Genomic DNA, 14809 nt, shown 5'->3' with positions numbered 1-14809 from the left:
AGGGAAGCCTTCACCAATATTCAACAGATTAGAAATGAACGTTTAGCCATGCCGGGCGTTAAAGCGCAACTCCCCCTCCAGCTCCTCTTCTGCTTCATCAAATAATAAAATCAGCGCGCCGAAGCGCCGACGCTGCTTGTCGTTTAAATGAATAAACTCAATATCCAGCGGCAATGGCAGCAGCCCACCAGTCACCGCGTCCCACAGTGAATCGAGGTTGTTGACCTTATCCTGAGCCAGCTCAAAGGTTCGGGAAAACTCCCGGTAGAAATCCTGTTGTTCGGCGATTTCGTCAAAATCAAACGTATAGGTGGTCATGGCAGCCCCTCCCGCTTCTCTTCCTGTCGCCGTTAAGTATAGCGATAAAAAAACCGACGCCTGGGCGTCGGTTTAGGGGTTAACTGCTGGTCAGCACATGCTGGTACTTGTGCAACATCTCAACCAGCCGCCGCACGGGCTCGGTCACCTGGGGCGAAGCCTCCCAGACCCGCAACTTCTCCTGATAGACATCAAGCTCAGCCAGCAGCTGGGTAAAGTAGCGCCGACGCTTATCATCACTCCCGGCGGAGATCACATGATCTGCGGTACGTCGCAGCTGTCGATGGAAGGCCGACAGATCGTCGTTCACCGGCACGGGCGCATCACGCAGGCGCTGATGGGCAATAATCAACGTCAATGCCAGACGGAAGCGGGCGACATCGCCGGGGAACTTATTGAGCAATAAAAACAACTGCTGATAGAGCGCGGGCAGATGGTTCTCTTTACGACGCGCCGAGTTCGTTGTCAGCGAAGAGACCGCCGCAGAGACAAACTGATTCAACAGCACCCGACCGGTTCTGGCCCGAGAATTATCCCTGACAATGAGAATGACCATCAGGGCAAGGAAACAGCCGACGATCTGCCCCAGCGCACTGTCGAGGAACTGACTGAACTGAAACTGCATCGGGTTATCCAGCACCAGAATGTTAATGGTGCTCGCCAGCGCTCCCAGCGATCCGAGACGCCTTTTCTGCACTTCGATACCGATAAAGAACGCCATCGCCGCCAGGCTGATGCAAAGCAGCAGCATGCTCTGCTGCGTCGCCGGCATGATCACCAGGAAGTACAGGGTACCCAGCGGTAACGCCGCCAGGGTGCCATAAAGGAAGTCCATCGCCACCATTCGGGGGTTAGGCAGGCGCATCGCCAGCGCGGTAACGACGGCAATCATCACCATCGCGCCGCTGCCTGAGGTCCAGCCTGTCCACAACCAGAACAGCGTCCCGAGGATACAGGAGACGGAGGTACGCCAGAAGTTCACCATCGCATGGTGGCGCTCAGCAGATTCCACTTTGACCACCGCTTCGCCGCGCAGCACACTATCTTCAATGCGACTGATTTTGGTGTTACCCACCACGCCACGCTTAAGCAATAAGTAGCGCGTAGCGGCACCCACCCAGCTGTAGATGGTGACGGGCGTATTATGCTCGCCTTTCCAGGTCAGAAAACGGCGCATACGCTTCAGCTGCTGGTGGACGTCCTGCACTGTCTCCACCGGCTCGGCGAACAGCTCACGGTAGTCATCCGTCACCATTTCCGGGCGCGAGTTCTGAATCAGGTAGGTCTCGCAAGCCTGGGTGATAAGCGTTAATGAAAGGGTATTGATCGCCTTCAGGCGCTGATTCGCCTTCGCCCAGCGAGAGGATTCCATGATCAGATTACTGCGCATACCTTCCAGCGCCGTGGTGCGACGCACCAGCGCGCCCCACGCCTGATCCACTTCCTCTTTTTCACCGTGGGCGACGCATAACTGCATCAGCTTATATTGCGCAATCAGCAGGTTATCCAGCTCAAGGTCGATCTCTTTTTTAATCGAACGTGGCGAAAACAGGAGATCGGCGACGATGGCGCTGACAATACCGATGACAATTTCACTGCAGCGTTCGACCGCAAACTGCGGCGCCAGCATCGGGTTGGTATGGATGGTGATAATGATAATCAGCGCAGTGTACCCGGCCAGTCCCCAGGCATAGGAGTTCTCGACCTTAACCAGCGACGAAATCCAGGTACAAAACCCGGCCCACAGGCAGCAAACCAGCATCATCAGCAGAGGCGCACGGATCATCAGGATGATGATAATCAGCGCCGCAATACAGCCAATAAAGGTCCCGGCAATTCGCAACATCCCACGATAGCGGATCGCGCCCGAGTAAGGTTCGCCGCCAGCAGCAAAGGCTGGCCCGGCGGCGACGATCGCTGCCGTCAGTACTGCCCAGCGCGGTGTTTCGAGCTGAAAATGGAAACCGACGAACAGCGCCAGCACCACCGCGCATGCAAGCTTAATGGCAAAGCGGAGATGCCGGGGAGCAATGGTATATGTCCCCATAGCGATTAACCGAATTCGCGCAGGCGCATAGCCAGTTTCTGGAAGAAGTTGGCCCGGCTGGTATCGCGGTCTTCTTTACCGGTGATCACCACCGTCGCCGTGGTGCCCGATGGCCACAGATTGCCCTGCTGCTGGTCGAGGCGAATACGCACCGGCACACGCTGCGCCAGACGCACCCACTCAAGGTTGGAGTCGACCGAGGCCATCCCTTTCGAGTCGCTGCTGCTGCTGGCGTTGGTCACCCCTGCAGCGATACTGTCCACTGTCCCTTTAATGGTTTTGCTGCTGCCAAGCGGGGTAATCTCCGCACGGTAGCCAGGGCGGACGCCTTCCAGCTTGGTCTCTTCCAGATAGGCCATGACGTAAAACGTATTCTCTTTCACCAGCGCCACCGCCGTGGAGCCACGGGTAATAAACTCCCCGGTATAGACGTTAAGGTTGGTCACCCAGCCATCCGCGGGGGCGCGAATTTCTGTGCGCTCGAGGTCCAGCCTGGCCAGATCGCGGCTGGCTACCGCTTTCGCCAACTGATGCTCAACGGTTTGCAGCACGTTGTTCGCCTGGTCTATTTCTTCCCGCGACATCGCCTGTATGCCCAGCTTATTACGCCGACCCGCTTCAACGCGCTTCTCCTGCGCTAAGGTCTGGTAGTAGGCGACATCGGCTTCCGCCTCCGCCAGCGCTTTTTGGTAACGAGGTTGGTCAATAACGAACAATACCTGGTCTTTCTTAACCAGTTGGTTATCCTTGACGTTTACCTGGGAAATCAGCCCGGAGACGTCAGGGGCAATCGCCACAATGTCAGCGCTAAAGCGCGCATCCCGCGTCCACGGCGAAGCGGTGTAATAGACCCAGGCGCGGAAAATCGCCACGAAAGCCAAAATGACCAGTATCACGGTAATAGCGGTACGGAGGATATTTCTTGTTAGTGTTTTCACATCAACCTCAAACGAACAAGCGCGATATCAAATAAAAAAGGCAGCAATATAGCGCCGTATTAAACAGTGCAGGGTGCCAGACAAAATCGTAAATGCCGGTCGGAACCAGCAGTCGATGCACCAGCCAAAAGATGGCCAGCGACAAAAGCAACTCGAAGAAGATCGGCGGAAACGATAAGCCGAAAATCACGATGACAGGAAACAGACTCATGATGACCTTGAATAAGAAGCGTACAGGTAGTGAGCAGATGCGTTTATTATGTAGCTAACAATATATTAACGTAACGATTGCCGCATTATCTACAATGTGTGATCTAAATCACTTTTAAGCCAGAGTGAATAATGGAACGATTAAAACGCATGTCCGTTTTCGCCAAAGTGGTCGAATTAGGTTCATTCACCGCGGCGGCCCGCCAGCTTCAGATGAGCGTTTCTTCGATCAGTCAGACCGTCGCCAAACTGGAAGATGAGCTGCAGGTAAAGCTGCTCAACCGCAGCACCCGCAGCCTTGGCTTAACTGAAGCAGGTAAAATCTATTACCAGGGCTGCCGTAGGATGCTGTTTGAAGCGCAGGATGTCCATGAGCAATTATACGCATTTAATAACACCCCCATCGGGACGCTGCGCATCGGTTGCTCTTCAACTATGGCACAAAATGTTCTGGCGCGCATAACGGCGGAAATGCTGAAAGAATACCCCGGACTCTCCGTCAATCTGGTCACCGGCATACCAGCCCCTGACCTGATCGCCGACGGCCTTGACGTGGTGATCCGCGTGGGGGCCCTGCAGGATTCCAGCCTTTTTTCCCGCCGCCTGGGCTCAATGCCGATGGTATTATGCGCCGCCAAAAGCTATCTGGCGCAGGCAGGCAATCCGGAGAAACCGGCCGACCTCGCCAGCCATTCATGGCTCGAATATAGCGTACGTCCGGATAACGAATTTGAAATTATCGCCCCGGAAGGGATCTCAACCCGCCTGATCCCGCAGGGGCGCTTTGTGACCAACGATCCCATGACGCTGATACGCTGGCTGACAGCCGGGGTGGGTATCGCTTATGTACCATTGATGTGGGCGATCGAAGAGATCAACCGCGGCGAGCTTGAGATCCTGCTGCCCAGCTATCAGTCCGATCCACGGCCGGTCTACGCGCTGTATACGGAAAAGGATAAACTGCCGCTGAAAGTGCAGGTCTGTATCAACTATCTGACAGAGTATTTTGTCGACGTGGCGAAGATCTATCAAGGCATGCACGGGCGCGGGATCGCCCGGTGAAGCGGTTCCCGGCAGCGCCGGGAACCTGGTCAGGATCAGGCGGTACCGCCGACGGTAAGATTATCGACCTTCAGGGTCGGCTGGCCGACGCCCACCGGCACGCTCTGGCCCTCTTTGCCACAAACGCCAACGCCGTTATCCAGCCGCAGGTCATTCCCTACCATCGAAATCTGCTGCATGGTTTCAATCCCGGAGCCGATCAGCGTGGCCCCTTTCACCGCCTTCGTGACCTTCCCTTTTTCGATCAGATAGGCCTCGGAGGTAGAGAAGACAAACTTACCGGAGGTGATATCCACCTGCCCGCCGCCAAAGTTAGGCGCGAAGATACCGTAGTCGACCGACTCGATAATCTCCTGCGGCGTCGACTGGCCCGCCAGCATATAGGTGTTGGTCATACGCGGCATCGGCAGATGGGCATACGACTCGCGACGGCCGTTACCGGTCGGCGCGACGCCCATCAGACGCGCATTGAGCTTATCCTGCATATAGCCTTTCAGGATGCCGTTTTCGATCAGCACGTTGTATTGCCCCGGCGTGCCTTCGTCATCGATGGCAACCGACCCGCGACGATCGACGATGGTGCCGTCATCCACCACGGTGCACAGCTCAGAGGCAACTAATTCCCCCATATGGCCGCTAAAGACCGAGGTGCCGCGACGGTTGAAATCACCTTCCAGCCCATGGCCGACCGCTTCGTGCAGCAGGACGCCAGGCCAGCCGGCGCCGAGCACCACCGGCAGCATCCCCGCCGGGGCGGCGACTGCCGAAAGGTTCACCAGCGCCATGCGCACGGCTTCTTTCGCCCAGGCATCAGCCCGCACGTCGCCCTCCTGGGAGGCGAGGAAATAGTCATAGCCAAAGCGTCCACCGCCGCCGCTGCTGCCGCGCTCACGCTTGCCATCCTCTTCCACCAGCACGCTGACCGAAAGGCGCACCAGCGGGCGAACATCCGCGGCGAGGGTGCCGTCGGTGGCGGCCACCAGAATCAGCTCATAAACGCCGCTCAGGCTGGCCGAAACTTCCTGCACGCGCTTGTCCGCCGCCCGGGCGACTTTGTCCACCCGGCGCAGAATATCCAGCTTCTCTTCCCGACTCATGCTCTGCAGCGGGTCGATGCTGGTGTACAAAGGGCTGTACTCAACGGCTCCCAGGGTCTGCACTTTGCCATTACCGGTATCACGCACAATCGTCCGCGCCGCCTGGGCGCTCTGCTCCAGCGCCAGCTTGCTAATCTGGTCCGCATAGGCAAAGCCCGTTTTTTCGCCGCTGACGGCGCGCACGCCTACGCCCTGGTCAATGTTGTACGACCCATCTTTAATGATGCTGTCTTCCAGAACCCAGGATTCGTGATAGCTCGACTGAAAATAGAGATCGCCGTAATCGAGGCGGCGCTCGGTCAGTTGACCAAGAATGGCAAACAGATCCTGATGATTCAGGCCATTTGCCGACAGTAATTGTTCACTTACCAGGTTCAGACTCATCGTTATGCTACTCGTTTGTTGCCGCCTGACAGGCGGAAATACAGAAGGCGATCTATTGAGATTGCGGCAATTCCCGGCAATCGTCAAATCATTGCTTTTTGTTGCTACGCGCCTGGCGCAGCACCTCATTGATCTGCGGCTGGTCAATCGGACCAGTAATGCGATAGCGCAGAATCGAGACTTTGTTCCACAGCGGGCCCAGCACCTTGCTGGCGGCAAACACCGCCGCGCCGACGATAGGGTTGACGGCAAAAGCCGCCGCCACGCCGACGGTCGCAGAGATCTCCGGCGCCACCACCGCCTGCAGATCCAGCCGGCGACGCACCAAATCGACCGAACCTTTCATGGCAATATCCGCTTCCAGGCCATCCACCAGCGTATCGTCGGTATGCAGCACGCCATCCTTGATCCATGCCGTACTGTTAATCGAGTCGAAGTAAAAGCCCTCGCTGAAGGTATCGCTAAAGTCGAAGCGCAGCTTACGCAGCAGGGCATCAACGCTCAGCAAACGCAGCAGCTGGCCAGCGTGTCCGGTACTCAGGTCGGTAAACTGTCCCTTGCCGAGGTGGCTTTTAATGATCCCATTGAGCGATGCGACATCGGGCGACCAGGGCGGCGCGCGCCAGTGCAGATCATAGTCGATGTCAAACGGCGAATCCTTCACCGGCGTGGAAACGCCGAAGAAACTGGCAAACTCATCCGTTTTATTGCCATGCAGTTTGCCTTTCAGCGACGTGCGTACACCGGTCGGCGCGCTGACCCAGACGCCATCGGTCGTCAGTCGGCCAAACCCGGTATCCACCAGACCATTGGAGAGCGTTAAGGTATCGCCCTTAATCGCCACATCGCCGTCAATACGGCCATATTTTTGCCCCCACAACCAGCATTCCGCACAGCGCAGCTGCAGATCGGGCCAGCCGTGGAAATCCAGCCGCGTCTCTGCCTGCGGGGCAGCGTTCTTCTCACCGGTCTGGCCATTGGCGCTGGTCGGGTTGAAATAGAGATAACGCACATTCGCCAGCCAGGGCGCATTGTCGCGCATCGTCAGGGTAGCGTTGATTTCACGCCCCTGCGCCTCGACCTGCGAGCCGCCGGCGACCGGCTGCGACATCAGACTGACGTTGTTCCACTGTTGACCGGCAAGCGCCAGCGACGGCGTACGCAGCACAATGCGCTGGGGAAAGAGTATGGTGCTGCTGACTTCATTCGCCGCCCCGTTTTGAAAGAGCGCCAGCCATTGAGCGCCATCCATCGGTGGCAAATTGAGTTCAACCCCAGGCTGGTCAGGCAGCGGAGAGAGCCCCTTGCTGTCCGAAGTAAGGATTGCCCGATCCAACGTCAGCTTATGGTTCAGCAACCAGCGGCTGTTGATATGATTCTTCGCGCCGACGGAGCCGGTCAGGTCGAAGCTGCTCAAACCGCCGGCGACGTTAATTTTGATCGGCATCGGCTCTCCAGCGGGCTTATTGACCGGCGAAGGTAAGTGACTGCTCACATTCTTGAGGTCGCCGTTGATATCAACCTTATAGCTGGCGTTACCATGGTACGGCAGTTCGATAGCGACCTTGCCCTCCCACGGCACGCTGCCGCTCAGCGACTCGTTGACGGCTTTTGGCAGCAACCCGGTATGCGATGGCTGCCAGTTGGCGTTCATCCCGACGTCCACCAGAAACGCTTTTTCGCCCTCCCGGGTGGAAAAATTGAGATTCAGCGGCTGATGAAACCAGGTCGCGCTCAACGTTTCGCTATTGAGATCGCCATTCACGAAGCTGAAATTCCCGCTCAGGTTTTGCAGAGTGGTGTCTAACGGCTTGATAAACAGACTGTTATTCTGCAGACGCACATCGCCTTTCGCGGTGGTCATTTCGCCATCTAAAGGGATGTTAAGATGTAAGCGAGCGCTCACATCCCCGTCCAGCTGCAGGGAATCCAGCGCCGCTCCCAGGGTCTCTTTCAGCGGCGTGGTGTTGAAATAAGGTCCCACCTCTTTGCCCGGGCCTTTGATATCGGCATCAATCAACAGCTTTTCAGCGGTATAGTCCGGGATCGCGGCATCGAGATTGCTGGCGGTGACATTGCCGAGCATCGCTTTATCCGCCCGCATCCACAACCCGTTATTGATGAAGTTGAGGTCGATGTTCAGCCCGGTCAGCGCCGGCCAGTCCGGCTGGAAGGCAAAAGTGGCGTTCTTCAGTGGGACATAAACCTGGAACTGCCCTTCATTATGCGGGTAAGGGAAAAGATGCGGATTGCCGCCATACACCAGCGTCGCATCGCGAGCCTGTCCGGCTTTAATCGCGCCGCTGAGATAGTCCACCAGCGCCTTGCCCATCAGGTTTTCCGGGAAGTAACGCCATGCCTGGCCACCATCATTGGTGCTGATGCCCGCCAGAATGCCCAGCCAGGGATCATCTCCCTGCGGTTGCAGATAGCGGAAGCCGCCGCGGGCGCGGACACCCGTCGCCTGCACGTCAATATCGCGGCCATCAAGCATAAACCCTTTGTCGTTTTTCACCCAGCTGAGGGTGGCTTCGCCAGCGGCGATCTCCAGCGGGGCGCGGAAAACACCGGTATAAGGCATCAGCGCCTGCGTCATGCGGGCGCGCAGTTCCCCGTGCTCAACGCTGCCATTCAGACTGCCGGAAAAGTGTTCCGCTCCCGGCAGGAGTTTCCACTGCTTCCATGCCAGATCGCTCCACTGCGCCTGAAAGCGCGTTTTCTCCGTCGCCTGAAGGGGAATATCGAGCGCCAGCAGGTTGATTTTCCCGCTGGGCTGCGTGGTGCGCCAGAGCTCGCCCAGGGAAGGCGCCAGCTTATCGGCGAAGGGCTGTAATCCGCTGAGGCCGCTGAGGGTTAAGTTGCTGGCACGAATGCGTAATTCATCGCTACGCTGATGGTCGTCGCCACCGACGTCCTGCGCCGGGATCCAGGCCATCGCCAGCGCGCCGCTTGGCCAGGGTTTATCGTCGATAGCGATCCGCGTATCGGGAATGTAGAAGCCCCAGCTCTGCTTGTCATGGGAGAGATGCGCCGTCAGGTTATCCACTGACAGGTGATGCACCTCGTCATCCCCCTGCCAGCTGGCGCCCCCTTTTTTCAGCCATACGTCACCGCTGGCCACATCGCCTTTTTCAATGGTCATCCAACCTTCAAGGCTGAAGCGGGCGCTCTTCAGAGCGATATTGTCCTGCATCCAGCGGCCGAGCCACGGTTTGACGTCAATATCGTCAGCCTGTAGCCAGACTCGCCCTTTATTCAGCAGGCCATCCTCATCGCGGAGATCCATCCGCACCTGCATCACGCCATGCTGGCCGGTGAGACTGGAGAGGCTAAGCTGCCCCTCGGCGCGGTGACGGTTCCTGCCGTTAAGCCAGGTCAGCTGCGGGACTGCCAGCTCCGCCCGCTGACCGGAAATGGTCAGGAAGCTCAGATGGCTGTCGCGCAGGGTAAAGTGGTCGAACTGACGTAAAAAGAGATCGCTGATGCGGTCGGTTTTCAGGCTTTCGCCGCCGTCATTGGTCTGAATAGGGGTGTTGGTATGAACCTGCAGCTGCCAGAAGGTAAGATCGCGGAACTGCCAGCGCATATGCAGCAAACTCTGCCAGACGTCCAGCGCCAGGGTCACGCGCTTCACCGCCATTTTGCCGCCGTCTTTCAGCCCGACCTGAATATCACGGACATCTAACGTCGGACCAAAATTTTGCCAGCTGGCGGTGATCTGCGAGGCATCCACCGGCGTGCCGGTAAGTGTGGAAATCTTCTCCAGCAGCTGCGGACGCCAGGCGTCAAGCTGCGGCAACACGAGACGCAAGCCACTCACCAGCAGCGCGACGATAACAATCAATGTTGCCACGGTGAGCAATAAAATCCCGGGCAGTCGCCTCACGCCTCTCTCCTTGTCAGCCGCACAATGACGCGGTGTCTTACATCATAACCACATCGAACTGCTCTTGATTATAGAGCGGCTCAATTTGTACCTTGACCTGCTTGCCGACAAAGATTTCCACTTCCGCCAGCGCGTGCGACTCTTCCCCTTTCAGGGTTTCCGCCACCGCAGGGGAAGCATAGACCAGGAAGCGATCGGAATCATAAGCATGATGCACGCGGACGATCTCACGCATAATCTCATAGCATACCGTTTCAACCGACTTTACCGTTCCGCGTCCGTGGCAGGTCGGGCACTCGTTGCACAGCACATGCTCCACGCTTTCACGCGTCCGCTTGCGGGTCATCTCCACCAGCCCCAGTTGAGAGAAACCGTTGATGCTGGTTTTCACCCGATCTTTACTCAGCGCCTGCTCTAAGGAGTGCAGTACCCGTCGCCGATGGTCTTCATTGTTCATGTCAATGAAATCAATGATGATAATACCGCCGAGGTTACGCAAACGTAGCTGGCGGGCTATCGCCTGGGTGGCTTCGATATTGGTATTGAAGATAGTATCGTCAAGATTCCGGTGCCCGACAAACGCCCCGGTATTGATATCAATGGTAGTCATCGCCTCGGTCTGGTCGATGATCAGGTAGCCCCCGGACTTCAGCTCAACCTTACGCTCCAGCGCGCGCTGAATTTCGTTCTCCACGTCAAAGAGATCGAAAATCGGCTGGCGACCGCTGTAGTGTTCCAGCTTGCTGGTCATTTCCGGGATATATTCAGCGGTGAACTCAAGTAACGCCTCGTAGGTCAGGCGAGAGTCGACGCGAATACGGTCGAGATGCGCATCGGCAAAATCACGCAGCACGCGCTGAGCCAGGGCCAGCTCGCCGTACAGCTGATAACGGGTCTGATTGCGCTTTTTGCGCTCCATCACCTTGGTCCAGACGCGCTTCAGATAGGCGGCATCGGCGGCCATTTCCTGCTCGTGAACCCCTTCCGCAGCGGTGCGAATGATAAATCCGCCCTGCTCGTCGCAGTAATCTGCGACAACCTTCTTCAACCGCTCACGCTCGGCTTCGCTTTCAATGCGTTGGGATACTCCCACATGGGAGGCGCCTGGCATAAACACCAGATAACGGGAAGGCAGGGTGATATCCGTGGTCAGACGCGCGCCTTTGGTGCCCAGCGGATCTTTGACCACCTGGACCATCAGGTCCTGGCCCTGGCGCACCAGCTCCGAAATATCGCGTACGGTAAACTGCTTTTGCTCCTCACCAGCGACACATTCGGTATGCGGCATGATATCGGAGGCGTGGAGGAACGCCGCCTTATCGAGACCAATATCTACAAAAGCCGCCTGCATTCCCGGCAGCACTCGGCTAACACGACCTTTGTAGATATTGCCTACTATTCCGCGTCGCGCTTCACGCTCAATATGGATTTCCTGCAGAATACCGCCATCGATATACGCGACGCGCGTTTCGGATGGCGTTACGTTAACTAATAATTCAGCCGTCATCTTTATCCCTTTTCTTTACGCAGTGAGTTAAAGTTACTGAGCAACTCATACGTTTCCACCAGCGGTAAGCCGACTACGGCGTGATAGCTGCCATTAATCTTCCTGACGAAGCAACCACCCAACCCTTGAATACCGTATGCACCTGCTTTATCTAAAGGCTCGCCGCTGGCCACATATTCGGCGATATCCTGCTCGCTAAGCAGCCGGAAGGTCACGTCCGTGACCACCAGACAGTCCAGCGTCTGCTGCGTATCTGCCAGCGCCACCGCAGTCATGACCTGATGCGTTTGGCCGGAAAGCAGACGCAGCATTGCTGCAGCGTGTTCAGCGTCGCGCGGTTTCTCCAGCACTTCGCCGTTAAGAATGACAATCGTATCCGCCCCCAGCACCGGCAAATCGCGCGATGCCATCGCCACCCCGGCCTGCGCTTTTTCGCGCGCCAGGCGGACAACATAGTGCTCGGCGCTCTCCTGCGGCTGGCGCTGTTCCTCAATACCGGGAACCAGACGCTCGAAAGTGAGACCAAGCTGAGTCAGCAGTTCCTGCCGACGCGGGGAACCTGAAGCAAGATACAGAGTTGTCATATCAACCTTATTGCACTGCAAATTGCTGACGCACTTTGCGCATCAGCAGGAAGAGCCATGGCCAGAGGACACCGTTTACTACACTACTCCAGAATACTTCCGGACGGAAAGAGACGTTGATCACTAAAAACTCTGCCCAGAAAACAATGATATCCACGGCCAGGGATAACAGCATGACCACCAGCGCTTGTTGCCACAGCGCCAGGTTACGGAACAGCTGATATTTCAGCGCGACCAGATAGGCGATAATGCTTAAGGACAGGGCGCGAACGCCCAGCGTCGAGCCGCTAATGAGATCAAGAATAGCCCCCATCACGAAGCCCGTCCCCACGTTCACCCGGTGCGGCAGGGCGAGGATCCAGTACAGCAGGATCAATAATACCCAGTTGGGCCGGAAAACGCTGATGTCCGCCGGCCAGGGCATAATTTGCAGCAATAGCGCGATAAGAAACGAGAGCCAGATAACCCAGCGTCCCTGGCTACGATAACTTGCCACTATTGCCCCCCTGCAGGCAGAGACGGCTGCGATGGCGTCAGCCCGGTGGCTGGCGCCGGCATCTGCGGCCCCATGGCATCCGGCGCAGGCAGCACCTGCGGCATCATCTGCATCAGGCGCTCGTTAGCCACGCGATGGACCTCTTCCGGGGTCATCGGGTTGGCGCCATTGCGATCGGCGCCCCACAGCAGCAGCAGATAGCGCAAGCGCTGCAGCCCGGCCGTCGGACGCGCCTGAATCACGGTGTAGGCGCGCTGAGTGTCCAGCTTCACCGAGGAGACCACCCCGACCGGATACCCTTCCGGGAAGCGGCCACCGAGACCAGAGGTCACCAGCACATCGCCGACGCGAATATCGGTATTCGCCGGCAGATGCTCAAGCTGGAGATCGTCAGTACAGCCGTTACCGGCGGCAATCACGCGAATGTCGTTACGCAGGACCTGGATCGGCAGCGCATGGGTGGCATCGCAGATCAGCAGCACCCGGCTGGTCATTTTCGCCACGGCCACGACCTGCCCCACTACGCCTTTATCGCTGATAACCGGCTGGCCTTCGTAAACACCGTTCACGCTGCCCTTATCAATAACCACCTGATCGCTGTAGGGGTCGTTGACCGTTGAGATGACCTGCGTCACCATTTTTTGTTCGTCCTGGCGCAGCGGCGAGCCAAGCAGTTCACGCAGACGCGCGTTCTCTTGCTTGTACTGGCCCAGCATCAGCAGATCGCTGTTTTTCAGCAACAGTTCCTGACGCAGCGCGCGGTTTTCCAGTTCGAGCTGATCGCGGGTCGCCAGCGTTTGCGATACGCTGTCGAGGAGTTCCCGGGGACCATTAGAGACAAAGTAGAAAGGGCTGACGGCTGTATCCATGTACGTTCTGATTTGACTGAACGTACCCAGGCGGCTGTCGGCGATAATGACGCCAAGCGCCACCAGCACCGCCAGAATAAGGCGAATCTGTAGCGAGGGGCCACGGCTAAAAATTGGCTTCATAGGCTATGCGTATTCTCGTGTCAGTAAAGACCAGGGGCAGCCGCTAAGCCACCCCAGACCTTCAGGCTGACTACTCTTCGCTAAACAGGTCGCCGCCGTGCATGTCGATCATTTCCAGCGCCTTGCCGCCGCCACGCGCTACGCAGGTCAGCGGATCTTCAGCAACCACGACTGGAATACCGGTTTCTTCCATTAACAGACGGTCCAGGTTGCGCAGCAGCGCACCACCGCCGGTAAGAACCATCCCGCGCTCGGAGATATCAGAAGCCAGTTCCGGCGGGCACTGCTCCAGAGCAACCATGACCGCACTCACGATGCCGGTCAGCGGCTCCTGCAGCGCTTCAAGAATTTCGTTGGAATTCAGGGTAAAGCCGCGTGGTACGCCTTCCGCCAGGTTACGGCCGCGAACTTCGATTTCACGCACTTCATCGCCCGGGTAAGCCGAACCGATTTCGTGTTTGATACGCTCAGCGGTCGCTTCACCGATCAGGGAGCCGTAGTTACGACGCACGTAATTAATCACGGCTTCGTCGAAACGGTCGCCGCCGATACGCACGGAAGAAGAGTAGACCACGCCGTTCAGGGAAATAACCGCGACTTCGGTAGTACCGCCGCCGATATCGACAACCATAGAACCGGTCGCTTCAGAAACCGGTAAGCCTGCGCCAATCGCTGCCGCCATCGGCTCTTCGATCAGGAAGACTTCACGAGCGCCAGCGCCCTGCGCGGATTCACGGATCGCACGACGCTCAACCTGGGTGGCGCCAACCGGTACGCACACCAGCACGCGCGGGCTCGGGCGCATAAAGCTGTTGCTGTGCACTTGTTTGATAAAGTGCTGCAGCATCTTTTCCGTCACGAAGAAGTCAGCGATGACGCCGTCCTTCATCGGGCGAATCGCCGCGATATTACCCGGGGTACGGCCGAGCATCTGCTTCGCTTCATGACCTACGGCGGCGACGCTTTTCGGCGATCCGGCACGATCCTGACGAATGGCCACCACGGAAGGCTCATTCAATACGATGCCTTGTCCTTTTACGTAAATAAGGGTATTCGCGGTACCCAGGTCAATGGACAGGTCATTGGAAAACATGCCACGAAATTTTTTTAACATACTAAGGGATAATCCTGAAAGCTGGGGCGGAAAACAAAATCCGCTTACTTTACCAACCACACGCAGCAGCGACAAGGCGCAAAAATCACCTGCTGCGGTGAAAATTAGTGCAGTTCATTTCCTTTGTTACAAATTTTTCCGACTCCGTTCATTGCTGAAATCTTCAGCAGCGCT

At 57.2% G+C, this 14809-nt stretch carries 12 protein-coding genes; 1 reads left to right on the top strand and 11 read right to left on the bottom strand.

The genetic code is table 11. The features are described from left to right. Positions 1 to 42 precede the first annotated feature (42 nt). From R0140_RS02365 to aaeX, 4 genes are all read right to left on the bottom strand, one after another. Positions 43 to 318, bottom strand: coding sequence for a barstar family protein (locus R0140_RS02365; RefSeq protein WP_008806681.1), 276 nt, complete (start codon positions 316 to 318; stop codon positions 43 to 45). A 79-nt stretch (positions 319 to 397) separates the two neighbouring features. After that, positions 398 to 2365: a p-hydroxybenzoic acid efflux pump subunit AaeB gene (gene aaeB / locus R0140_RS02360; protein ID WP_008806682.1), complete on the bottom strand. Its 1968-nt coding sequence runs from the start codon at positions 2363 to 2365 to the stop codon at positions 398 to 400. Between the two features lie 5 nt (positions 2366 to 2370). Next, positions 2371 to 3303, bottom strand: coding sequence for a p-hydroxybenzoic acid efflux pump subunit AaeA (gene aaeA / locus R0140_RS02355; RefSeq protein WP_008806683.1), 933 nt, complete (start codon positions 3301 to 3303; stop codon positions 2371 to 2373). A 7-nt stretch (positions 3304 to 3310) separates the two neighbouring features. Further along, positions 3311 to 3514, bottom strand: a complete 204-nt coding sequence (gene aaeX, locus R0140_RS02350; RefSeq protein ID WP_002918640.1) for a p-hydroxybenzoic acid efflux pump operon protein AaeX — start codon at positions 3512 to 3514, stop codon at positions 3311 to 3313. Between the two features lie 131 nt (positions 3515 to 3645). Between aaeX and aaeR the strand changes: the two genes are divergently transcribed. Continuing rightward, entirely contained in the window at positions 3646 to 4575 is a 930-nt protein-coding gene (aaeR, locus tag R0140_RS02345; protein ID WP_008806684.1) for an HTH-type transcriptional activator AaeR, read from the top strand. Between the two features lie 35 nt (positions 4576 to 4610). Here aaeR and tldD read toward each other — a convergent pair whose 3' ends face one another. The 7 genes from tldD to mreB form a co-directional block, all read right to left on the bottom strand. Then, the gene (tldD, locus tag R0140_RS02340) at positions 4611 to 6056 is read right to left on the bottom strand and encodes a metalloprotease TldD (protein WP_008806685.1); all 1446 of its coding nucleotides are present in this window, start codon (positions 6054 to 6056) and stop codon (positions 4611 to 4613) included. 88 nt (positions 6057 to 6144) lie between these two features. After that, positions 6145 to 9942: an AsmA2 domain-containing protein YhdP gene (gene yhdP, locus R0140_RS02335; protein ID WP_032736472.1), complete on the bottom strand. Its 3798-nt coding sequence runs from the start codon at positions 9940 to 9942 to the stop codon at positions 6145 to 6147. A gap of 37 nt (positions 9943 to 9979) precedes the next feature. Next, positions 9980 to 11449 carry a ribonuclease G gene (rng, locus tag R0140_RS02330; protein WP_008806687.1) on the bottom strand — a complete coding sequence of 490 codons (1470 nt, stop codon included), beginning with the start codon at positions 11447 to 11449 and terminating at the stop codon, positions 9980 to 9982. A gap of 2 nt (positions 11450 to 11451) precedes the next feature. Beyond that, positions 11452 to 12033, bottom strand: coding sequence for a Maf family protein (locus R0140_RS02325; protein ID WP_008806688.1), 582 nt, complete (start codon positions 12031 to 12033; stop codon positions 11452 to 11454). A gap of 7 nt (positions 12034 to 12040) precedes the next feature. Beyond that, a complete protein-coding gene (gene mreD, locus R0140_RS02320; protein ID WP_008806689.1) occupies positions 12041 to 12529 on the bottom strand; it encodes a rod shape-determining protein MreD in 489 nt (162 codons plus the stop codon). Beyond that, complete coding sequence (mreC, locus tag R0140_RS02315; RefSeq protein WP_008806690.1) at positions 12529 to 13521, bottom strand: rod shape-determining protein MreC; 993 nt, start codon at positions 13519 to 13521, stop codon at positions 12529 to 12531. The genes mreD and mreC overlap by 1 nt, the downstream gene beginning before the upstream one ends. 70 nt (positions 13522 to 13591) lie before the next feature. Beyond that, complete coding sequence (gene mreB, locus R0140_RS02310) at positions 13592 to 14635, bottom strand: rod shape-determining protein MreB (RefSeq protein ID WP_002918653.1); 1044 nt, start codon at positions 14633 to 14635, stop codon at positions 13592 to 13594. Between the last annotated feature and the right edge of the window lie 174 nt (positions 14636 to 14809).

Source organism: Klebsiella sp. w6, assembly GCF_033100215.1.
GTDB lineage: Bacteria > Pseudomonadota > Gammaproteobacteria > Enterobacterales > Enterobacteriaceae > Klebsiella > Klebsiella variicola.
Note: the sequence above shows the minus strand (reverse complement) of the source record. Positions and strands in the feature narration are given on the sequence as shown.

Bases quoted from the DNA above. Each gene is read 5' to 3' on its own strand.
- mreC (WP_008806690.1), bottom strand. From the start codon at position 13,521: ATGAAGCCAATTTTTAGCCGTGGCCCCTCGCTACAGATTCGCCTTATT.
- aaeR (WP_008806684.1), top strand. From the start codon at position 3,646: ATGGAACGATTAAAACGCATGTCCGTTTTCGCCAAAGTGGTCGAATTA.
- aaeB (WP_008806682.1), bottom strand. From the start codon at position 2,365: ATGGGGACATATACCATTGCTCCCCGGCATCTCCGCTTTGCCATTAAG.
- tldD (WP_008806685.1), bottom strand. From the start codon at position 6,056: ATGAGTCTGAACCTGGTAAGTGAACAATTACTGTCGGCAAATGGCCTG.
- rng (WP_008806687.1), bottom strand. From the start codon at position 11,449: ATGACGGCTGAATTATTAGTTAACGTAACGCCATCCGAAACGCGCGTC.
- aaeX (WP_002918640.1), bottom strand. From the start codon at position 3,514: ATGAGTCTGTTTCCTGTCATCGTGATTTTCGGCTTATCGTTTCCGCCG.
- mreB (WP_002918653.1), bottom strand. From the start codon at position 14,635: ATGTTAAAAAAATTTCGTGGCATGTTTTCCAATGACCTGTCCATTGAC.
- R0140_RS02325 (WP_008806688.1), bottom strand. From the start codon at position 12,033: ATGACAACTCTGTATCTTGCTTCAGGTTCCCCGCGTCGGCAGGAACTG.
- R0140_RS02365 (WP_008806681.1), bottom strand. From the start codon at position 318: ATGACCACCTATACGTTTGATTTTGACGAAATCGCCGAACAACAGGAT.